Here is a 20,371-nt window from a genome sequence, read left to right as displayed (position 1 = left end):
TGGTGCGGGCAGGTAACAGGGCAGGGAGTCGGGCCAATGAGCGACCGGGACGGTATTTTTGCGGGCGACGATCCCTTTGTGATCGCGCGGGCCTGGCTGGAAGAGGCGGGCAAAAGCGAGCCGAACGATCCAAATGCAATTGCCCTGGCCACGGTGGATCCCGAAGGCCTGCCAAACGTGCGTATGGTTCTTCTGAAGGAGATCGAGGACGCGGCCTTTGTCTTTTATACCAATTACGAGAGCGCCAAGGGGGGCGAACTGGACAGCGCCGGGAAGGCGGCTTTCGTGATGCACTGGAAGTCGCTGCGGCGGCAGATCCGGGTGCGCGGCACGGTCAGCCGCGAGGAAGGGCCGCAGGCGGATGCCTATTATGCCTCGCGGTCGTTGCAGAGCCGGCTGGGAGCCTGGGCTTCGAAACAGTCGCGTCCGCTGGCGGGGCGGGCGACCCTGATGGCCGAGGTTGCGAAGATGACGGCGCGGCACGGGGTCAATCCCAAGCGTCCGCCGTTCTGGGGCGGTTACCGATTGGTGCCCTCGCAGATCGAATTCTGGGCGGATGGGGCGTTCCGGCTGCACGATCGTTTTGTCTGGCGTCGCCCGGATGCGGCGGCGCCCTGGGAAATCACGCGGCTGAACCCTTGAGCGGCCCGTCGCGGTGATTTTACGTCACGCCAAAGCCGGTCAAATAGTGCTTGGTTAATCAATTCCACTATCCATCGCGCCGATTTGCGTGTTAAATCATAAAGCGGACAAGTGATGGGTTTCATTTTTTGGCAGACGATCTGAACAACATGCACCACGTGCAGGGGCAGGTTAAGTGGTTTGACCCCTCGAAGGGGTTCGGATTCGTCATCTCGGATGAGGGCGGGCCGGACATCCTTCTGCATGTCAATGTGTTGCGCAACTTCGGCCAGAGTTCCGTTGCCGATGGCGCGCGCATAGAGGTCATCACCCATCGCACCGAACGGGGGGTGCAGGCGGTCGAGGTCATCTCGATTACGCCGCCCGAGCGCAGCGACTCACCCGTGCTGACCGACTTCGCCGAAATGGACATGGTGGAGCTGCGGCAGCGGCCGCTGGAGCCGGCGCGGGTCAAGTGGTTCGACAAGGGCAAGGGCTTTGGCTTTGCCAATGTCTTCGGGCGTTCCGAGGATGTCTTTTTACATATCGAAGTGCTGCGGCAGTCGGGCCTGGCGGATCTTCAGCCGGGCGAGGCGCTGGCGATGCGGGTGATCGACGGCAAGCGCGGGCGCATGGCGGCCGAGGTCTTTGCCTGGGAAGTCGCCAGCCAGAAGGCAGAGGCGCAGGAGGCCGCGCGGCAGCCGCGATCCGAGCGCGCCGACGAGGCGGAACGGAGCCCGTCGAACCACGCCATCGCCGGGATGGACTGACTCTTGCGGCGACTGCTCACGATTCTGGCGCTGTGCTGCGCAGGAACGTCCGTGTCGGCGGGCGAATGCGCGCTGGACGCGGTGGCGGTCAAGGGCCCCTGGGGCGAGACCCGGTTCGGAGTCGAGATCGCCGATACGCCGGACGAGCGCGCGCAGGGTCTGATGTATCGCAAGTCGATGGCGCGCGGGGCGGGGATGCTGTTCGTCTATGAGCGCCCACAGCCGGCGGCCTTCTGGATGAAGAACACGCTGATCCCGCTGGACATGCTGTTTGCCGATGAGACGGGAACGATCACCCGGGTGCATCATGATGCGGTGCCGGGCGATCTGACGGCGATCGAGGGCGGCGACGCGGTCTTTGCGGTGCTCGAGATCAACGCGGGGCTGGCCAAGCGCTATGGCATAGAGCCGGGCAGCGTGATGCGGCACGAGGTTTTTTCGCAGGGACCGGCCGCCTGGCCCTGTTAGGGCTTTTCAAACCCACGGCGCGCGGATAGATACGCCCTCGGTCCGGGGCGTGGCGCAGCCTGGTAGCGCACCTGTTTTGGGTACAGGGGGTCGCGAGTTCGAATCCCGCCGCCCCGACCATCTTCCTTCTTTACGACAGAGATTCGCGCCCTAGGGCGCGTCTTTCTGCCGTTCCACCAGATGTAGTGGCCGCGATCCGACCGACCTACAGCTGCTGGGGGTGCGGGCGCTGAAAAATGTAGCGCGGGGGTCACAGCGGGAGCGGGATCGGCGAGATGTCGCGCGGGCGGCGCAGGGATGGATCGGAGCTGTGGATGAAGTTGCCATCGCGTCTGAACCGGGGCCGGCAAACCGGTTGAATGGCAGGGCTTTTCGCGCTTTGCCGCTGGCGCCCCATGGCATCGCGGCGCTGCCCTTGCCTGTGCAGGAATCGCCGGGTCACAGCCGCGGATCCGGGAGGCGCGGAGGGTCAAGGCAAAAGATATCGCGGGAGAGGAAAAAAGGCGTTGACCCCTTAGGCGAACATACGCCAGATTGTGTGAGCCACGTCATAGCCCACTAAATATGGTATCAAAGCCAGGGTCGGCGACGGGGTGTGGGATGGTACTTCAGTGATTGACGCACGCAGAACTGCGTGACTGTGCGGCCGGGCCTATTTGGCGGCGGCGGGGATGCCCGCCGGTGCGCGGATCAGCTATGCCGTTCGTTTTGTCAGCCCCTCCCACTTGCGGGAAGCCGGTCGAACCGACGGCCGAAACAAGAGGCAGAACGATGAAGATCGAACGCAAATTCACCAAGGCCGGACAGGACGCCTATGCGGGCCTGGAGTTTGGGCTGGCCACCTCCGAGATTCGCAATCCGGACGGCAAGGTCGTGTTCCGGCTGGAGAATATCGAGATCCCGGACGGCTGGAGCCAGGTTGCGGGCGATGTCATCGCGCAGAAGTACTTTCGCAAGGCGGGGGTGCCGTCGGCCCTGAAGAAGGTGCCCGAGAAGGACGTGCCCGAGTTCCTGTGGCGGTCCGAGGCGGCAGAGGGCGCCGAGATGGGCGGCGAGACCAGCTCGAAGCAGGTGTTCGACCGGCTGGCGGGCGCCTGGGCCTATTGGGGCTGGAAGGGCGGCTACTTCACCACGGAAGAGGACGCCCTCGCCTATTTCGACGAGATGCGCTATATGCTGGCCACCCAGATGGCGGCGCCGAATTCGCCGCAGTGGTTCAACACCGGCCTGCACTGGGCCTATGGCATCGATGGCCCGGCGCAGGGGCACTATTACGTCGATCACGCGACGGGCAAGCTGACCAAATCGAAGTCGTCCTACGAGCATCCCCAGCCACATGCCTGCTTTATCCAGGGCGTGCAGGACGATCTGGTGAACGAGGGCGGCATCATGGACCTCTGGGTGCGGGAGGCGCGGCTGTTCAAGTATGGCTCGGGCACCGGGACCAACTTCTCTCACCTGCGCGGCGAAGGCGAGCGGCTGTCGGGCGGCGGCAAGTCGTCGGGGCTGATGGGCTTTCTCAAGATCGGCGACCGTGCGGCGGGGGCGATCAAGTCGGGCGGCACCACGCGGCGCGCGGCCAAGATGGTGATCGTGGACGCGGATCACCCGGATATCGAGGATTTCATCAACTGGAAGGTGATCGAAGAGCAGAAGGTGGCGAGCATCGTCGCTGGCTCGAAGATGCACGAGCAGAAGCTGAACGGGCTGTTCGAGGCGATCCGCCTCTGGGACGGCGCGGCGGTCGATGCCTATGACCCGGCGAAGAACGAGGCGCTGAAGAAGGCGATCCGCGAGGCCAAGAAGGTCGCGATCCCCGAGACCTACGTCAAGCGGGTGCTGGATTATGCCAAGCAGGGCCATACCGGCATCGAATTCCCGACCTATGACACCGATTGGGACAGCGAGGCCTACAACTCGGTTTCGGGCCAGAACTCGAACAACTCGATCCGCGTCACCAATGCCTTCCTGACTGCGGTCGAGAAGGATGCGGACTGGGAGCTGATCAACCGGGTTGACGGCAAGGTCGCCAAGGTGGTCAAGGCCCGCGATCTTTGGGAGCAGGTGGGCCATGCGGCCTGGGCCTGCGCCGATCCGGGCATCCAGTATCACGACACGGTCAACGACTGGCACACCTGCCCGGCGGACGGGCCGATCCGGGGGTCAAACCCCTGTTCGGAATACATGTTCCTGGACGATACCGCCTGCAACCTCGCCTCGATGAACCTGCTGACCTTCCTGAAGGACGGTAAGTTCCAGGCGGCAGACTACATGCACGCCTCGCGGCTATGGACGATCACGCTGGAGATCAGCGTGATGATGGCGCAGTTCCCGTCGAAGGAAATCGCGCAGCTGTCCTATGATTTCCGCACGCTGGGCCTGGGCTATGCCAACATCGGCGGTCTGCTGATGAACATGGGCTTTGGCTATGACAGCGATGAGGGCCGGGCGCTGTGCGGCGCGCTGACCGCGATCATGACCGGCGTGGCCTATGCGACCAGCGCCGAGATGGCGGGCGAGCTGGGGGCCTTTTCCGGCTACAAGCGGAACAGCACGCATATGCTGCGGGTGATCCGTAACCACCGCAACGCCGCCTATGGCGCGACGGATGGCTATGAGGGGCTGGCGGTGAAGCCGGTGCCGCTGGACCATGCCAACTGCCCGGATGCGCGGCTGGTCGAACTGGCGATGTCGGCCTGGGACGAGGCGCTGAAGCTGGGCGAGAAGCATGGCTATCGCAATGCACAGGCAACGGTGATCGCGCCGACCGGCACCATTGGTCTGGTGATGGATTGCGACACCACGGGGATCGAGCCGGACTTTGCGCTGGTGAAGTTCAAGAAGCTCGCCGGGGGCGGCTATTTCAAGATCATCAACCGCTCGGTGCCCGCGGCACTTGAGAACCTCGGCTATTCCTCGGCCCAGATCGAGGAAATCGTGTCCTATGCCGTTGGTCACGGGTCGATCGGCAATGCGCCGGCAATCAACCACACGACGCTGGCGGGTCACGGGTTCGGCCCGGCGGAGCTGGCCAAGGTAGAGGCGAAGCTGGCCGAGGCCTTCGACATCCGCTTTGTCTTCAACCAGTGGACGCTGGGCGAGGCCTTCTGCCAGGGCGTGCTGGGCATTCCGGCGGAGAAGCTGAACGACCCGACCTTCGACCTGCTGAAATCGCTGGGCTTCTCGAAGAAGGACATCGAGGCGGCCAACGATCACGTCTGCGGGACGATGACGCTGGAAGGCGCGCCGCATCTGCGGACCGAACATTACCATATCTTTGACTGCGCCAATGCCTGCGGCAAGAAAGGCAAGCGGTTCCTGTCGGTGAACAGCCACATCCACATGATGGCGGCGGCGCAGAGCTTTATCTCGGGGGCAATCAGCAAGACGATCAACATGCCGAATTCGGCGACGATCGAGGATTGCCAGAAGGCCTATGAGCTGAGCTGGTCGCTGGGCGTGAAGGCGAATGCGCTGTATCGCGACGGGTCGAAGCTGTCGCAGCCGCTGGCCGCCGCGCTGGTCGAGGACGACGAGGAGGCCGCCGAGATCCTGGAGACCGGCAGCCAGCAGGAAAAGGCCACCGTGCTGGCCGAAAAGATCGTCGAGAAGATCATCGTCAAGGAGATCATCAAGAGCCACCGCGAGAAGATGCCGCAGCGGCGCAAGGGCTATACCCAGAAGGCGATCGTGGGCGGGCACAAGGTGTATCTGCGCACGGGCGAATACGAGAACGGCACGCTGGGCGAGATCTTCATCGACATGCACAAGGAAGGCGCCGGCTTCCGAGCGATGATGAACAACTTTGCCATCGCTGTGAGCGTCGGGTTGCAATATGGTGTTCCGCTTGAGGAATTTGTCGACGCCTTCACCTTCACCAAGTTCGAGCCTGCGGGCATGGTACAGGGCAACGACAGCATCAAGAACGCGACCTCGATCCTCGACTACGTGTTCCGCGAACTGGCGGTGTCCTATCTCGACCGGACCGACCTGGCCCATGTGAAGCCGCAGGGCGCGTCCTTCGACGATATCGGGCGGGGCGAGGAAGAGGGCGTGTCGAACGTCTCGGAACTGTCGGACAGCGCGGCCACCCGCTCGCTGGAAGTGCTGAAGCAGATCAGCTCGACCGGGTATCTGAGGAAGCGCCTGCCGCAGGAGCTGGCGGTGCTGCGCGGCGGAAAGGTTTCCGGTTTCGCCGGGGGCGACGCGAGCGCCGCGCTGCAGACGCTGGTGCCCGAGACCGGGGCGGCGATGATCGCGACGACGACGACGACGGCCGTCGCCAGCGGCACTGTCTCGCTGGACGCGCGGACCAAGGCGAAGATGCAGGGCTACGAGGGCGAGGCCTGCGGCGAATGCGGCAACTACACGCTGGTGCGCAACGGGACCTGCATGAAGTGCAACACCTGTGGCGGGACGAGCGGGTGCAGCTGAGAGGGTAACCAACACCGCGCCTGACCCGGCGCGGCAGGGGGCCTGGGCTGTCTCGCAGCCGGCCCGGCCCCCGACGAGACGGCGAGGCGATGTCCCAATCGTCTTTGCCTACCTGGCGGGACAGGGTGCGGCCCCCATGGCCGTTGCCCGTCCCGCCCGGGATGCCCCGCAAGGGCGTTCCGACGGGACACGGGGCGGGTGCGCTCGCTCCTGACGACGTTCAGGCCGCAGGCAGAAAACACGGGCGGTAAACTATTGAGCCTGAACGGCGAAACTTACGGGGGGCTTCGGCCCCCCGTTTTTATGCCGCGTTAAGTTGAGGGCGGACTCCGCAGGTTTCCTCTGGAAACCCGCTCTGTCCTTGGACCGCAGGTTTCTGCGAAACCCGCGGGGAACGGCGAAACTTACGGGGGGCTTCGGCCCCCCGTTTTTATGCCGGACTGTGGTGGAGACGGCGGACTCCGCAGGTTTCTGCGAAACCCTCGTTCCCCCTGCCATTTGTGATTTGCAGGGTGGCGATCCGCGCGGCAATGTGCTGCCATTCGAGTCGCGCTATTGCATCAAGGAAACAGAAATGGCTGCATTTGTATCTTTGCCCTCCAGCGGGGTATTCCGTCTGACCGACCTGTTCGGCGTCATTGATTTCATCACCACCGAGGGCACGGTGGGGCGCTTCACCACCACCTTCTTTGGCCTGTCCGGCACCTATAAGGGCATGGACCTGACGGTTTCGGTGAACGGATCGGGGTTTGGAACAGGCCAGATCAATGGCGAGACCTATGTCACCAGCGGCACCGTCACGCTGATCCAAGTGAACTATCCCGGTGGCAACTTCCAGTTCCGGGACCTGAACATCGAGATGTCGAGCTTTTCTCAGATCATTGCGGCGGATGAGTCCGGTGCGGCGCCGCTGGGCATCGAGAACCATCTGCTGGGCCTCGGGTGGGAGGTCCACCTTGGCGATCTGCGCGATGTGGGCTGGATCAATACTCAGGTCGGTGACGGCGCGGCCTTCAACCTCACCGGCAACGACAAGATCTATGCCGGGGGCGGCAAGGACAAGATCTATGCGGGCGATGGCAACGACACGGTTCTGGGCGGCGACGGGGCCGACGTGCTGAATGGGGGCCGGGGCAACGATGTGCTCTGGGGCGAGACCGGCGCGGATGTGCTGGTTGGCGGCGCGGGCAAGGACATCTTCAACGGCGGCACCGGCAACGACCGGATGACCGGCGGGGCGGCGGCCGACAAGTTCGTGTTCTACAACAACCACGGTCGAGACGTGATCACCGATTTCGAGGCGACCAACAACCGCGAGAAGATCGACCTGTCGTCGGTGACCGAGATCGTGCACTTTGCCGACCTGCGCAAGCATCACATGACGCAGGTGAACGACAGCGTGGTGATCGACGATCACGCGGGCACGCGGATCACGCTGCTGAACACCGATATCGCCGATCTGGGGAGCCTCGATTTCATCTTCTGATCCGGGCCAAAGACGGTGCAGAGAGTGGTCTGTGCCGTCTTTTTCTGCTTAGAGAGGCGTGAATTTCACGAAACGGAGAACCCGCATCTTGTCTCGCCTCAAGAACCATGCTGCCCGGGATGCCTGGATCGAAGCGACGCTGACCGCCCTGCCGGCGGGGTCGAGCCTGCTGGACGTGGGGGCGGGGGAATGCGCCTACAAGCGGCACTGCGGGCATCTGGATTATCTGGCGCAGGATATCGCGGAATACGACGGCTCGGGCGACGGGGCGGGGCTGCACACCGGCAAGTGGGATACCTCGCGGCTGGATTTCATCTGCGATCTCTATGACATTCCCGAGGATCGGCAGTTCGACACGGTGTTCTGTTCCGAGGTGATCGAGCATGTGGTCGATCCGGTGCGGGCGGTAGAGAAGCTGGTGGCGCTGACGCGGCCCGGCGGGCGGATCATCGTCACGGCGCCGTTCAACTCGCTGACGCATTTTGCGCCCTATCATTTCTGCACCGGATTTTCGCAGTATTTCTACCGCCATCATTTCGAGCGGCTCGGCTGCGACATCACCGAGCTGACGCCGAACGGCGGCTATTTCGACATGATGGATCAGGAGATCGGCCGGGTGACGCGGGTGCGCAAGCAATACGGCGCCGGGCCGCGTGAGCCGCTGACCTGGCTGGTGATGCAGCTGGCGCGGCTGAACGTCCGGCTGATCGCCGCGCTGGACGGGCCGCGCATGGCGCGGCGATCGTCCGAGCTGCAGTGCTTCGGCTGGCACGTGATCGCGACGAAGCAGGTCTGAGGCGCCGCGCTCAGCCGGGCAGGTGGATGCGGAAGGCGCGGCGGATCGCGGCGTCGGTTTCGGGGTCGAAGCGGGCGCGGGCGCGTTCGCCGAGGATCTGCTCTTTGCGGGCGGTGGCGCGTTCGATGAGGTCGGGCTTGCCCTTTTCGTCCCACTCCTTGGGCGAGGTGCGATCGGCGAGCGTGGGGTAGATGTAGTCGGTCTGCATCCGCGCCAGCGTCTGGTCGGAGCCGAGGAAGTGGCCGGGGCCGCCGAGGCAGGTGGCACGGATGGTCTCGACCGAGAGCGAATCCTCGTCCACCTCGATACCCCTCACGCAGCGCAGGGCCTGGCCGATCAGGTCATCGCCGAGGATCAGCGATTCGTGGCAGAAGCCGAGGAGCGAGGCGTGCATTCCGGCGGCCTCGTAGATCATGTTCAGGCCGGAAAGCCCTGCCATGACGTTGGAAATCGCCTGTTCCCATCCCGCCTGCATGTCGGGCAGCTTGGCATCGGCGATGCCCGCCGCGGCGCCGCCGGGGATGCCGTAGTAGCGGTGCATCTGGGCGCAGCCGGCGGTCAGCAGGGCCTGTTCGCCCGAGCCGCCCGACATGGCACCGGTGCGCAGGTCGCTGACGAAGGGCCAGGTGCCGAAGATGGCGGGATGATTGGGTTTCACCGCGTTGACATAGACCAGACCGGCGAGGCATTCGGCCACCGCCTGCACGATGGCCCCGGCAATGGGGGCGGGCGCGGTGGCCCCGGCCTGACCGGCGGAGAGCAGGAGGATCGGCATCCCGCCCTCGATCAGCTTTTCCATCACGATGCAGGCCTCGGTCGCGAACTTCATCGGCGGGACAACGAAGCAGTTGGAATTGCTGACGAAGGGGCGCTCGCGCCACTTGTCCTCGCCCCCCGCGATCAGGTGGAGCATCTTCAGCCCGTCGTCGACGAAGGCCGGTTCGGTGAAGGAGACGCCGATGTGCTTGGTGGTGCCCGAGGCGCAGGCGTAGATGGTGTTGAGGTCCATCTCGCGGTTGTCGGGAATGTCGCGGCAGACCATCGGGCGCTGGACGAAGTGGATGTTGTCGAGCACGTCGCAGATGCGGGCGGCGTCGTGCAGATCCTGCACGGTGCATTCGCGGTAGCGGCGGCCGGCGACGTCGACCATGTGTACGGCGGCCCCGGCGGTGCCGTAGTGTACGCGGGTGCCCGACAGCTCCATGTCATGCGCGGGGTCGCGGCCGAAGAGGGTGATCTGGCGGTTGGCGCGGGCGAGCGTGTCCTCGACCAGCGCGCGGGGAAAACGGATGCGGCGGTCGTCGCCCAGGATCGCGCCGGCCCCGGTCAGGTGGCGGATGCCGCTTTCGGGGGCGTCGGCGAGGCCGATCTGTTCCAGCACGTCGAGCGCGGCCTGGTGGATGCGGTGCATCTGCGGCTCGGTCAGCGGGTTGTAGGTGCCGCCCTGAAGGCCTGCGCGCACCGGGCGCAGGTGGTCGGCAAGGGGGGCGGCGCGGGCGGCGCGACGGGCCGCGCGGCCGCCGCTGCGGGCGGTGACGGTCTTGGCGTGTTCGTTCATGACAGCCTCTGGAAGATGGGAAGGGGCAGGTGGCGGTTCAGCCTGCCCGAGGCGCGCCCCGTGCCGCACGGCCCCGCTGCGCCCCGATGGTGCGCACGACGAGGCTGATCTTGCTCAGTTCACCTTGCATCAAGGGCTCCCGACCTTTGCGCGATGCTGCGCTGGCCGGGCGGGGGCGTCTGTCCTGTTTGCGCCCTGATGTCGGTTTTGAGCCTTGGAGTGCCGGTTCAGCCTTGCCCGGCCGCGAGCCCCTCGGCAAAGGCGCAAAGCCGGCCGAGCGCGTCGGCGAAGGCGTCATCTGCAACGGTCATGGCGACGCGAATGTGGCCGGCGGCGGACTGGCCAAAGCTTTCGCCGGGCATGACGGCGATCTTCTCGGCATCCAGCAAGGCGAAGGCGAAGGCCCGGCCGTCGAGGCCCGTCGCGCGGATGTCGAGCATCAGATACATCGCGCCCTCGGCCGGAATCAGGCCCACCGTGTTCTGGCGCGCGAGGATGTCCTGCGCCAAGGCACGGCGGCGGCGGAAGGGGGCGGCGATCTGGTCTTCGAGCCCCGAGCCGAGGGCGAAGAGCGCGGCGTCCTGGACGAAGCCGGGCACGCCATAGGTCGTGACCGTGGCCAGCGCGCTCAGATGTGAAATCACCTCGGCCGGGCCGACGATCCAGCCGATGCGGGAGCCGGTCATCGCGTGGCTTTTGGACATGGAACCGATCACCAGCGTCCGCCGGGCCATGCCGGGCAGGGCGCGGGGGCTGAGGTGGTCGCCCTGCCAGACCTGGGTGTCATATACCTCGTCGGAGATCAGCCAGAGGTCGCGGTCGTGGCAGACGGTGGCGATTCCTTCCAGAGTGGCGCGGTCATAGACCGCGCCGGTGGGGTTGTTGGGCGAGTTGATCAGGAGCGAGGCGGCGCCATCGGCGAGCGCGTCGATATCGGCGGCGCGGGGGCGGAAGCCGTCGGCGGCGTGGGTTCGCACCGGGACCGGCACCGCGCCGACGCCTCGGATGGTGCCGGGGTAGGTGGCGTAATAGGGGTCGATGAACAGCGCCCTGGCCCCTTCGGGACAGGTGGCGTGATGGGTCATGAACAGGGCGGCCTGACCGCCGGGTGTGATCAACACGTTCGCGCGGCCGGTCCTGACGCCGGTGCGCGCCTGCACCCGCGCCGCCACGGCGTCGCGCAGGGCGGGGATGCCGGGGACCGTCGCATAGCCGGTGTGGCCGCCGCGCGCCGAGGCCTCCATGGCGGCGAGTATGCTGGGATCGGTGCGGATGTCGTGTTCGCCGATGGTCAGTTCGATGACGGTGTCGCCCGCCGCGATCATCTCTCGGGCGCGCAGGAAGACCTCCCACCCGTCCGAGCCGCCGCCGTTGAGGTTGGTGAGACGCGTGGAAAGCTGCATGACAGGGCTCCGGGACAGATCATGCGGAAACAGTCAGAGCGGCGGGGCAAAGTCAATCTTGGGCGGGCCGCGCAAGACGCTTGATTGCGCGCGCGACCCGGCGTAAGGAGTCGGGCATGAAAACGACCTGCATCATTATCTGCTGCATTATTCCCTGCTGATCACCAGCGGGCCGGTTTCTTTCGTTTTCACTCCTGAAACAAGTTGCTAAGCCCGCGCCAGCGCCGACGTGCGAGGACTTGAGCCATGACGACCCTCCGACTGCACAATACGAAGACCCGCAAGAAGGAGGTCTTTGAACCGATCGACCCCGGCAACGTGCGGATGTATGTCTGCGGCCCCACCGTCTATGACCGGGCGCATCTGGGCAACGCGCGGCCGGTGGTGGTGTTCGACGTGCTGTATCGGTTGCTGAAGCATCTCTACGGGCCGGGGCATGTGACCTATGTGCGCAACATCACCGATGTGGAGGACAAGATCATCGACCGCGCGCGCGAGCGCGGGATCGCAATCGACGAGCTGACGCGGACCACGACGAAGTGGTTTCATCAGGACATGGCGGCGCTGGGCGTGGACTATGCGCAGGACCCGGGGTTCAAGGAGCCGAAGGCGACCGAGCATATCGGCGGCATGATCGCGATGATCGAGGATCTGATCGCGCGCGGCCATGCCTATGCGGCGGAGGGGCATGTGCTGTTCCGGGTGCGGTCCTACGCCGATTACGGTCAGTTGTCGGGGCGGTCGGTCGACGACATGATCGCCGGCGCGCGGGTCGAGGTGGCGCCCTACAAGGAGGATCCGATGGATTTCGTCCTGTGGAAGCCATCCTCCGACGATCAGCCGGGGTGGGAGTCGCCCTGGGGCCGGGGTCGGCCGGGGTGGCATATCGAATGCTCGGCCATGTCGCTGGCGCTGCTGGGCGAGAGTTTCGACATTCACGGCGGCGGGATCGACCTGCAGTTCCCGCACCACGAGAACGAGATCGCGCAGAGCTGCTGCGCGCATCCTAAGGGGGATTTCGCGCGCTACTGGCTGCACAACGAGATGCTGCAGGTCGAGGGCAAGAAGATGTCCAAGTCGCTGGGCAATTTCTTTACCGTGCGGGATTTGCTGGATCAGGGCGTGCCGGGCGAGGTGATCCGCTTCGTGTTCCTGTCGACGCATTACCGCAAGCCGATGGACTGGACGGAGGCGAAAGCCGCGGGGGCGCGGCGGACGCTGCGCAAGTGGTATGAGCAGGCGGCTTCCGCATCGGGCGGTGAGGTTGATGAAGCAATCGTCACGGCCCTGTCGAACGATCTGAACACGCATGAGGCCATCGCCGTGCTGCACGATCTTTCGGGACAGGGCGACGCCGAGGGGCTGGCCGCCAGCCTGCGTTTTCTCGGGTTGCTGGGGGACAGCGTTCCGGCCTGGGCGACCGAGTCGCCGGTGGATCAGGGCACGACGGCCCTGATCGAAAGCCTGCTGGCCGCCCGCGCCGAGGCGCGCAAGGCCCGTGACTTTCAACGCGCGGATGCGCTGCGCGACGGTATTGCCGCGGCCGGTGTGATCGTGATGGACAGCGCCGAGGGCAGTTCCTGGGATTTGGGGCCGGATTTCGATCTGGCCAAGCTGGAGGCGCTGAATTGACGCGCGAACGCCTCTACCTCTATGACACCACGCTGCGCGACGGGCAGCAGACGCAGGGCGTGCAGTTCTCGACGCAGGACAAGCAGCGCATCGCGAAGGCGCTCGACGGGCTGGGGATCGACTATATCGAAGGCGGCTGGCCCGGGGCGAATCCGACCGACAGCGCGTTTTTCGAGGCAGCGCCCGAGACGCGGGCGAAGATGGCGGCCTTTGGGATGACCAAGCGGGCCGGACGCTCGGCCGAGAATGACGAGGTGCTGGCGGCGGTGATGAATGCGGGCACCGGGACCGTCTGTCTGGTCGGCAAGAGCCATGTCTATCACGTGGAAACCGCGCTGGGCATCACGCTGGCCGAAAACACCGAGAACATCCGCGCCTCGATCGCCCATCTGGTGGCGCAGGGACGCGAGGCGCTGTTCGATGCCGAGCATTTCTTCGACGGCTACAAAGCGAACCCGGAGTATGCGTTGGAGGCGATCCGGGCGGCACATGAGGCGGGCGCGCGCTGGGTCGTGCTGTGCGACACCAATGGCGGCACGCTGCCGCATGAGATCGCGCGGATCGTGGGCGAAGTGATCGCGGCAGGAATTCCCGGCACGCATCTCGGCATTCACACCCATGACGACACCGGCAACGCGGTGGCCAATTCGCTGGCCGCCGTGGATGCCGGGGTGCGCCAGATCCAGGGCACGCTGAACGGGCTGGGCGAGCGCTGCGGTAATGCCAACCTCACCTCGCTGATCCCGACGCTGTTGCTGAAGGAGCCCTATGCGAGCGGGTTCGAGACCGGCATCGCGCCCGAGCGGTTGCAGGGCATGGTGAAGATCTCGCGGCTGCTGGACGAGATCCTGAACCGGGTGCCGATGCGGCAGGCGCCCTATGTCGGCGCCTCGGCCTTTGCACATAAGGCGGGGCTGCATGCGAGCGCGATCCTCAAGGATCCGGGGACATACGAGCATATCGACCCGGCGGTGGTGGGCAATGCGCGGATCATCCCGATGTCGAACCAGGCGGGGCAGTCCAACCTGCGCCAGCGGCTGGCCGAGGCCGGGCTGGAGGTTGAGCGCGACGACCCGCGGCTGTCGCGCATCCTCGACCGGGTGAAGGAGCGCGAGGATCAGGGCTATGCCTATGACTCGGCGCAGGCGAGTTTCGAACTGCTGGCGCGCGAGGAACTGGGGCAGCTGCCGAATTACTTCGAGGTCGAGCGGTATCGGGTCATCTCGGAGCGGCGGCGGAATGCCAAGGGGCAGGTCGTGGTGGAATCCGAGGCGGTGGTGACGGTCCAGTTGCAGGACGGGACCAAGCGCACCGGCTATTTCAAAAACGAGCATCCGCAGGATCTGCATGACGACGGGCCGGTGAATGCGCTTTGGCAGGCGCTGAAGACCGATCTTGGCCCTTATCAGGCGCGGATCGAGGACATTCGCCTGACCGACTTCAAGGTGCGCATCACCAATGGCGGGACCGAGGCGGTGACGCGGGTGATCATAGACTTTCAGGACGATCAGGCGCGGCGGTGGTCCACAGTAGGGGTCTCGCCCAACATCGTGGATGCCAGTTTCGAGGCGCTGCATGATTCGATCCGGTGGAAATTGACGCGCCATGGCGTTTGACGCCGATCTGATCGCCTGCGCGGCACTGGTCGAACGGGCGGATCCGGAGCGGTTTCTGGCCACGATGGCCGCGCCGGTGGCGGCGCGGCGCGTGCTGTTTCCGCTGTATGCGATGAATGTCGAGGTCTCGCGCGCGCCCTGGGTGACGGCCGAGGCGATGATCGCCGAGATGCGGCTGCAGTGGTGGCGCGATGCGCTGGGCGAGATCGCCGTAGGCGGGACGGTGCGACGGCATGAGGTGGTGACGCCGCTGGCCGCGGCGCTGCGGCCCGCGCTGGCTGAAGTTCTGGATGAGGTCGTGGCCGCAAGGCGTTGGGATATCTACCAGGACCCCTTCGAAGATGCGGGGGATTTCGCGCGCCATATCGAGCGCACTTCGGGCACGCTGCTGTGGGTGGCGGCGGCCTCGCTGGGGCAGGCGGACGAGGAGGTGGTAAGGGATCTGGGCTTTGCCGCGGGCGTCGCGAACTGGCTGCGGGCGGTGCCCGAGCTGGCGGCGCGGGGCCGGATACCGCTGCTGGACGGCACGCCCGAGGGCATTCGAGGGCTGGCGCGCGGGGGGCTGATGCGGCTGCAGCGGGCGCAGGCGCGGCGCGATGCCGTGTCGCCCGAGGCCGCTCCGGCGCTGCTGGCGGCCTGGCAGGCGGGGCCGGTGCTGGCGCGGGCAGAATCCGAGCCGCACCGGGTGGCCGAAGGGCGGCTGTCGTCCGGGCCGCTGGCGGGGCGGATCACGCTGGCGCTGCGGACGGCGACGGGGCGGTGGTAGCCTCAGGCGGCGGCGCGCATCTGCGGGCGGCAGGCGCGCAGGATTTCGCGTTCGACCGCGCGCAGGGTCTTCAGATTTTCACTGTCCGGGTCGATCACGCACCAGAGCGCGAGGCTGCCGCGCGGCAGGGGGATGGCGCTGCTGGCGACGATGCCGGGCAGGGTGCGCCCCACGATTTCGGGCAGGACGGCGGTGCCGAGCCCCTGGCGGACGGCGTCGACCAGCGTGTCGAAGTCGCGCACTGTGGTGACGTTGGCGTCCGTCGCGGCGGCGTCGAAGCTGAGCAGATGCGGACGGGTTTGTGTGAAATCCTGGACCGGGAGGCCGGCGGCCAGTGCCGCCTCCATCCGGGCGATGGCGTCCGGACGGCCGTAGAGCGAGAGACCGAGGTCGGCGAGGCAGCGCGCGCCGGGGAGCGGCGGCATGGCGCGGGACATGACCAGGGTGATGTCGGCGGGGGCAGTTTCGGACAAAAGATCGAAGGTCAGGCGCGGGTGCGGCAGGCGCAGGGCCGAGAGCGCGGGCAGCACGGCCAGCGTGATTAGCCAGCGCGGGCCGGCGATGGAGACTTTACCCTGAAAACCCGCACTCTCGGGACGGGTCAGAGCGAGCGCGCTGGCAACGAGGCTGGCCATCTGCGCGGCCTTGCCGGCCACGGCCCGGCCAATCTCGGTCGGCTGCCAGGGCGTCGCGCCGCGGTCGATCAAGGTTCCGCCCAGCCGGGTTTCCAGCCGGGCGAGCCGGCGCGCGACGGTCTGATGCGAGAGGCCCAGCCGGCGGCCGGCGCGCGCCGTCGATCCTTCGGCGGAAAGCGCCAGCAGGACGTTCAGATCGTCCCAGTCGATATGTGCCGGTCTGTCCATCCCCGGACCGTAACCGGCAAATCCTGTCCATCCGGTTACCGGCGGCCCACGCTGCGCAGAATTCAGAGCGGGCGGATTTTCAGGCGGGTGACGCGGTTGCCTTCGCGCACCAGCACCTCGAAGCGGAAGCCGTGGAAGCTGAACACCTGGCCGACGGTGGGGATCATCTGCGCCTCGTGGATGACCAGACCGGCTACGGTATTGGCCTCATCATCGGGCAGCGTCCAGTCGGTTGCGCGGTTGAGGTCACGAATGGTCATCGCGCCGTTGACGATGAACTGGCCGTCCTCGGTGCGTTTCAGCGGGTGTTCGGCGTGGGGGTCGAATTCATCGGTGATCTCGCCCACGATCTCTTCGAGGATGTCCTCGAGTGTGATCAGCCCCTGAAGCGAGCCGTATTCGTCGACCACCAGTGCGAAATGGGTGCGCATCCGCAGGAACTGGCGCATCTGCTCGTCCAGCGTGGTGGTTTCCGGGATGAAGTAGGGGGCCATCGCCACGTCGGTGATCTTGAACCGCTGGAGCGCGGTGCCGTTCACCTCGGCCCCGCTGATCAGCTTGTACATGGCGCGCAGCAGATCCTTGGCGTGGACCACGCCGACGATGTTTTCCTGTTCGTCCTTGTAGACGGGGAGGCGTGTGTGCGGACTGTCGAGGCACTGGCGCAGGATGTCGGTGGGCGACTTCGCCGCGTCGATCATCTCGATCCGCGAGCGGTGGAGCATGATCTCTTCGACGGTGCGGTCGCCGAGATCCAGCGCCCCGAGGATGCGGTCCCGGTCTTCCTTTTCGACGACGCCTTCGGAATGGCCGAGCTGAAGCGTGCCGGCGATTTCCTCGCGCAGGGCGAGGATATGGCTGTCGGGGTCGACGCGCACGCCGAAGACCCGCAGCATGCCGCGGACCAGCAGGCGGACCGCGCCGACCATCGGCGCCAGAACCCGGACGATCACGAAGATCGGCTTTGCGACGAAGGCTGCGGCGCGTTCCGCGTTGGAGATCGCGTAGGTCTTGGGCATCACTTCGGCGAAGATCAGGACGAGCAGGGTCATGACCAGCGTGGCGATGGCGACGCCGCTGTCGCCGAAGACCTGCGTGAAGAGCGAGGTGGCGAGGGAGGCGGCGAGGATATTGACGAGGTTGTTGCCAAGCAGGACCGAGCCGATCAGACGCTCGCTGTCCTCAGTGAGGCCGAGCGCGGTTTCGGCGCCCTTGGAGCCCTTGTCGGCCTGCGACTTGAGCTTGGCGCGCGACGAGGCGGTGAGGGCAGTCTCGGACCCTGAAAAGAACGCTGACAGGATCAGCAGTAGGAGGATGGCCCCGACCGTGATCCAGAATGTGACGTCCAAACTCTCCGCGCCTTGCATGATCGAACCTTGTTTGATGGGTCAGAGCGTTATGCGGGCCGAAGGGGCGGCGATCAAGGGGGCGGGACGCGCATAGAGGTGCGCTATTTCCGCGCCAGGGGGTGATGGGTGAGCACGAGTTCGCTGAGATGCTCGTCCAGCACGTGGGTGTAGATCTCGGTGGTGGCGACATCGGCGTGGCCGAGCATGGCCTGGATCGAGCGCAGATCGGCGCCGTTGGCGAGCAGATGTGTCGCGAAGGCGTGGCGCAGCGTGTGGGGCGTAACCTTGGCGGGCGAGACGCCGGCGGCAACGGCCAGTTCCTTGATCAGCAGGTAAAAGCGGTGGCGGGTCAGGTGGCCGGCCGCCCCATGGGAGGGGAAGAGGTAGCGCGAGGCGGCCGCGCCCTTTTCCTGACGCTGTTCTTGGGCGGCGTCGCGCACCTTGAGCCAGGCGGCAAGCGCAGAGCGGGCGGGCGGGGAAAGCGGCACGAGGCGTTCCTTGCTGCCCTTGCCCATAACCAGCAGCATCCGGGGATCGCCGCGCGCGGCGGAGACGGGCAGGCCGACGAGTTCACTGACCCGCATCCCGGTGGCGTAGAGCAGTTCCATCAGGCAGGTGTTGCGCAGCCGGTCCTCGGGGGTGCGCCCCGTCTCGCGCGCGGCGGCGAGCAGGCGGGTGACCTCGGGCACGTCCAGCGTCTTGGGCAGGCGGGCGTCGCGGCCCGGGCCCCTGATCTGGATCGCCGGATTCTCGGGGCGCCAGCCTTCCTCGAAGGCGAAGCGATAGAGCTGGCGAATCGCCGACAGGCGTCGGGCACGCGTGGCGCGCGACAGGCCCTGCGCGTCGCAGAAGATCAGATAGTCTTCGATATCCGCGCGGCTGGCCGTGCCGAAGCCGAGCGTCTTTTTCCCGAGCCAGTCGGCGAAATCCTTGAGGTCCCGGCCATAGGCCGCCTGGGTGTTGTGCGCGGCGCCGAGTTCGGCGGCCTGGGCTTCGAGAAAGGCCGAGATCCAGCGGTGCGGATGGTCCGGGGCGGTCATCACCGGCCCCGGTCGAGCAGCATGAGCTGCAGCGCCGCACGCCGGGTCATGTCTTCGAGCCCGACCAGCCGCAGGGCGGCGAGCGCACCGGAGAGATCGACAGGATTGCCGCGCGCGCCGCGGTCGAGATAGTCCATCGCGCGCAGGATCGCCTCGCCCAGCCGGCCACCGTCGAGAGCAATGCGCACCTTGTCGGGCAGGACGGCGTCGGCGGCGAAGCCCTTGGCGATGGCTTCGGCGCGGCTGTTGGGCGCCGGGGCCTCGGCCGGGGTGCCCTTTGCGAGGGCCACGAGGAACTGTGCCTGCGCGCCGCTGTCGGGCGGCTCCTGCGCGGCGGCCTCGTAGTCGGGCGAGAGCAGACGGATGCGCCAGGCGATGGCGCGCGCGGCAGGCTCTTCGAGGGGGAGACCGGCGAGGCGTTCTGCGAAGAGTGCGGCGAAGGCGGTTTCAAGCTGCGCCTCGGCCATCGCCTGCCAGACCAGCGGCAGGGTCTTTTCCACGCCGGCGACGCTGCCCTGGTCCAGCGCGGTTTCGAATCGTTGCAGCGCCTGCACGCGGTCCCAGATGCCGCCCGAGGCGGCGGGGTCGCGTTCGGTATAGAGGCCGAGGAGCCGGTTCGGGGGCAGGGCGCCGGTGCGGGTCAGCCGCTCGGCTGCTTCGAGTTGGGCCTTCCAGCCGGCAAGGTCGCGCAGGTCGGCGGCGGCGAAGGCGACGGGCATGGCGGCGGTGGGCAGGGGTTCGCCAATCGCCTCGTAAAGACGGAAGGTCAGCGGATCGACCGCATTTGGCGCGGGTAGCGCCGGAGCGCTTTCAAACACCTCGGGGCTGAGGAAACGGTCGAGCAGGTTCAGCTTGGCCTCGGGGATGAGCTGAAGCGCATGCGCCACCTCGAGCAGCAGCGCGCCGGTCTGCCAGTCGCCGGCCCGCACCGCGCAATAGATGCGGGCGCCGTAGTCGGGCAGCATCGTCGGGTTGCGTGTCAGCTCGGCGCAGCCCTTGTCCTCTTCCCCGGTCAGAAGGGTCGCGTCGAACCAGCGCTGGAAGCGGTCGGGCGAAGTGGTTGCGCCGGCGGTTTCCAGCAGGGTCTGCGCCGGCTCTACCGCGCCGAGGGTCATCAGCCGGTCGACCCGGGCGAGCAGCAGCGCCTCGCTGCCGGTCTCGGGCACGAGGGTTTCAGACAGCAGCAGAGTATATATCAGGGTCTGCATCGCGGGCAGGCGCTGCACCGGAACGGCGGCGACCAGCCTAGCGAGATCGGCACCATCGCTGCCCTGCCAGAGCGTCTCGGGCAGGCCGGTGACCGAAGCGGGGACCAGGCCTATTGGCGCGGCGACGGCCTGAAGCGGGCGCACGTCGATCTGCGGATGCATGGCCGAACGCGACACGGGCGGTTCGTTCAGAACCGGACCGGTGCGGACGGGCGGGCTGTTCTTGCCCAGCCAGTCGATTGCAGACAGCGGCGTCTGCGCCGCTGCACTCATGGGGAGAATCAGCGCGAGCGCCAACCAGTCAATCCGCATTCAACACCACGGGCTTGCGTATCTCCTGTTGCGGAGCGTCAAAATCGGT

General features: G+C 66.3%; 15 protein-coding genes and 1 tRNA gene. 10 read left to right on the top strand and 6 right to left on the bottom strand.

What is annotated here, in order from left to right; translation table 11 throughout:
* Nucleotides 1-36: 36 nt before the first annotated feature.
* From pdxH to ACFO5X_RS08065, 7 genes are all read left to right on the top strand, one after another.
* Nucleotides 37-642, top strand: a complete 606-nt coding sequence (gene pdxH, locus ACFO5X_RS08095; RefSeq protein ID WP_380716792.1) for a pyridoxamine 5'-phosphate oxidase — start codon at nucleotides 37-39, stop codon at nucleotides 640-642.
* A gap of 128 nt (nucleotides 643-770) precedes the next feature.
* The gene (locus ACFO5X_RS08090) at nucleotides 771-1,391 is read left to right on the top strand and encodes a cold-shock protein (protein WP_380716791.1); all 621 of its coding nucleotides are present in this window, start codon (nucleotides 771-773) and stop codon (nucleotides 1,389-1,391) included.
* A 12-nt stretch (nucleotides 1,392-1,403) separates the two neighbouring features.
* Nucleotides 1,404-1,859: a DUF192 domain-containing protein gene (locus ACFO5X_RS08085; protein ID WP_380717292.1), complete on the top strand. Its 456-nt coding sequence runs from the start codon at nucleotides 1,404-1,406 to the stop codon at nucleotides 1,857-1,859.
* Nucleotides 1,860-1,902: 43 nt separating this feature from the next.
* Nucleotides 1,903-1,979, top strand: a tRNA-Pro gene (locus ACFO5X_RS08080).
* 651 nt (nucleotides 1,980-2,630) lie between these two features.
* A complete protein-coding gene (locus ACFO5X_RS08075) occupies nucleotides 2,631-6,293 on the top strand; it encodes a vitamin B12-dependent ribonucleotide reductase (RefSeq protein ID WP_380716790.1) in 3,663 nt (1,220 codons plus the stop codon).
* Nucleotides 6,294-6,867: 574 nt separating this feature from the next.
* Nucleotides 6,868-7,779: a calcium-binding protein gene (locus ACFO5X_RS08070; RefSeq protein ID WP_380716789.1), complete on the top strand. Its 912-nt coding sequence runs from the start codon at nucleotides 6,868-6,870 to the stop codon at nucleotides 7,777-7,779.
* Nucleotides 7,780-7,867: 88 nt separating this feature from the next.
* Nucleotides 7,868-8,575: a class I SAM-dependent methyltransferase gene (locus tag ACFO5X_RS08065; protein WP_380716788.1), complete on the top strand. Its 708-nt coding sequence runs from the start codon at nucleotides 7,868-7,870 to the stop codon at nucleotides 8,573-8,575.
* A gap of 10 nt (nucleotides 8,576-8,585) precedes the next feature.
* Here ACFO5X_RS08065 and ACFO5X_RS08060 read toward each other — a convergent pair whose 3' ends face one another.
* Together ACFO5X_RS08060 and ACFO5X_RS08055 are read right to left on the bottom strand one after the other, a co-directional pair.
* Nucleotides 8,586-10,133: a trimethylamine methyltransferase family protein gene (locus tag ACFO5X_RS08060; protein WP_380716787.1), complete on the bottom strand. Its 1,548-nt coding sequence runs from the start codon at nucleotides 10,131-10,133 to the stop codon at nucleotides 8,586-8,588.
* A 227-nt stretch (nucleotides 10,134-10,360) separates the two neighbouring features.
* On the bottom strand, nucleotides 10,361-11,536 hold the full coding sequence (locus ACFO5X_RS08055; RefSeq protein WP_380716786.1) for a pyridoxal phosphate-dependent aminotransferase: 1,176 nt from the start codon (nucleotides 11,534-11,536) through the stop codon (nucleotides 10,361-10,363).
* A 246-nt stretch (nucleotides 11,537-11,782) separates the two neighbouring features.
* Here ACFO5X_RS08055 and cysS point away from each other — a divergent pair, with 246 nt between their 5' ends.
* Genes cysS through ACFO5X_RS08040 form a run of 3 tightly spaced genes read left to right on the top strand, consistent with a single transcriptional unit; the run spans nucleotide 11,783 to nucleotide 15,550 of the window.
* Nucleotides 11,783-13,168: a cysteine--tRNA ligase gene (cysS, locus tag ACFO5X_RS08050; protein ID WP_380716785.1), complete on the top strand. Its 1,386-nt coding sequence runs from the start codon at nucleotides 11,783-11,785 to the stop codon at nucleotides 13,166-13,168.
* Nucleotides 13,165-14,784, top strand: a complete 1,620-nt coding sequence (cimA, locus tag ACFO5X_RS08045) for a citramalate synthase (protein ID WP_380716784.1) — start codon at nucleotides 13,165-13,167, stop codon at nucleotides 14,782-14,784. Before cysS ends, cimA begins: the two co-directional genes overlap by 4 nt.
* Nucleotides 14,774-15,550, top strand: coding sequence for a squalene/phytoene synthase family protein (locus tag ACFO5X_RS08040; RefSeq protein ID WP_380716783.1), 777 nt, complete (start codon nucleotides 14,774-14,776; stop codon nucleotides 15,548-15,550). Before cimA ends, ACFO5X_RS08040 begins: the two co-directional genes overlap by 11 nt.
* Before the next feature lie 2 nt (nucleotides 15,551-15,552).
* Here the strand turns inward: ACFO5X_RS08040 and ACFO5X_RS08035 are convergent, their stop codons facing one another.
* From ACFO5X_RS08035 to ACFO5X_RS08020, 4 genes are all read right to left on the bottom strand, one after another.
* Nucleotides 15,553-16,413 (bottom strand): LysR family transcriptional regulator, encoded by an 861-nt coding sequence (locus ACFO5X_RS08035; RefSeq protein ID WP_380716782.1) that lies wholly within the window; start codon nucleotides 16,411-16,413, stop codon nucleotides 15,553-15,555.
* A 62-nt stretch (nucleotides 16,414-16,475) separates the two neighbouring features.
* Entirely contained in the window at nucleotides 16,476-17,780 is a 1,305-nt protein-coding gene (locus ACFO5X_RS08030; RefSeq protein ID WP_380716781.1) for an HlyC/CorC family transporter, read from the bottom strand.
* A gap of 83 nt (nucleotides 17,781-17,863) precedes the next feature.
* Nucleotides 17,864-18,802 (bottom strand): site-specific tyrosine recombinase XerD, encoded by a 939-nt coding sequence (locus tag ACFO5X_RS08025; protein WP_380716780.1) that lies wholly within the window; start codon nucleotides 18,800-18,802, stop codon nucleotides 17,864-17,866.
* Nucleotides 18,802-20,283 carry a hypothetical protein gene (locus ACFO5X_RS08020; protein WP_380716779.1) on the bottom strand — a complete coding sequence of 494 codons (1,482 nt, stop codon included), beginning with the start codon at nucleotides 20,281-20,283 and terminating at the stop codon, nucleotides 18,802-18,804. Before ACFO5X_RS08020 ends, ACFO5X_RS08025 begins: the two co-directional genes overlap by 1 nt.
* Nucleotides 20,284-20,371: the final 88 nt, after the last annotated feature.

The organism is Seohaeicola nanhaiensis (genome assembly GCF_042654245.1).
Classification (GTDB): domain Bacteria; phylum Pseudomonadota; class Alphaproteobacteria; order Rhodobacterales; family Rhodobacteraceae; genus Seohaeicola_A; species Seohaeicola_A nanhaiensis.
This window is presented reverse-complemented; position numbering and strand designations above follow the sequence as displayed.

Coding starts and splice junctions, on each gene's coding strand:
- pdxH (WP_380716792.1), top strand. CDS start 37: ATGAGCGACCGGGACGGTATTTTTGCGGGCGACGATCCCTTTGTGATC.
- ACFO5X_RS08075 (WP_380716790.1), top strand. CDS start 2,631: ATGAAGATCGAACGCAAATTCACCAAGGCCGGACAGGACGCCTATGCG.
- ACFO5X_RS08070 (WP_380716789.1), top strand. CDS start 6,868: ATGGCTGCATTTGTATCTTTGCCCTCCAGCGGGGTATTCCGTCTGACC.
- ACFO5X_RS08060 (WP_380716787.1), bottom strand. CDS start 10,133: ATGAACGAACACGCCAAGACCGTCACCGCCCGCAGCGGCGGCCGCGCG.
- ACFO5X_RS08055 (WP_380716786.1), bottom strand. CDS start 11,536: ATGCAGCTTTCCACGCGTCTCACCAACCTCAACGGCGGCGGCTCGGAC.
- cysS (WP_380716785.1), top strand. CDS start 11,783: ATGACGACCCTCCGACTGCACAATACGAAGACCCGCAAGAAGGAGGTC.
- ACFO5X_RS08040 (WP_380716783.1), top strand. CDS start 14,774: ATGGCGTTTGACGCCGATCTGATCGCCTGCGCGGCACTGGTCGAACGG.
- ACFO5X_RS08035 (WP_380716782.1), bottom strand. CDS start 16,413: ATGGACAGACCGGCACATATCGACTGGGACGATCTGAACGTCCTGCTG.
- ACFO5X_RS08030 (WP_380716781.1), bottom strand. CDS start 17,780: ATGCAAGGCGCGGAGAGTTTGGACGTCACATTCTGGATCACGGTCGGG.
- ACFO5X_RS08025 (WP_380716780.1), bottom strand. CDS start 18,802: ATGACCGCCCCGGACCATCCGCACCGCTGGATCTCGGCCTTTCTCGAA.
- ACFO5X_RS08020 (WP_380716779.1), bottom strand. CDS start 20,283: ATGAGTGCAGCGGCGCAGACGCCGCTGTCTGCAATCGACTGGCTGGGC.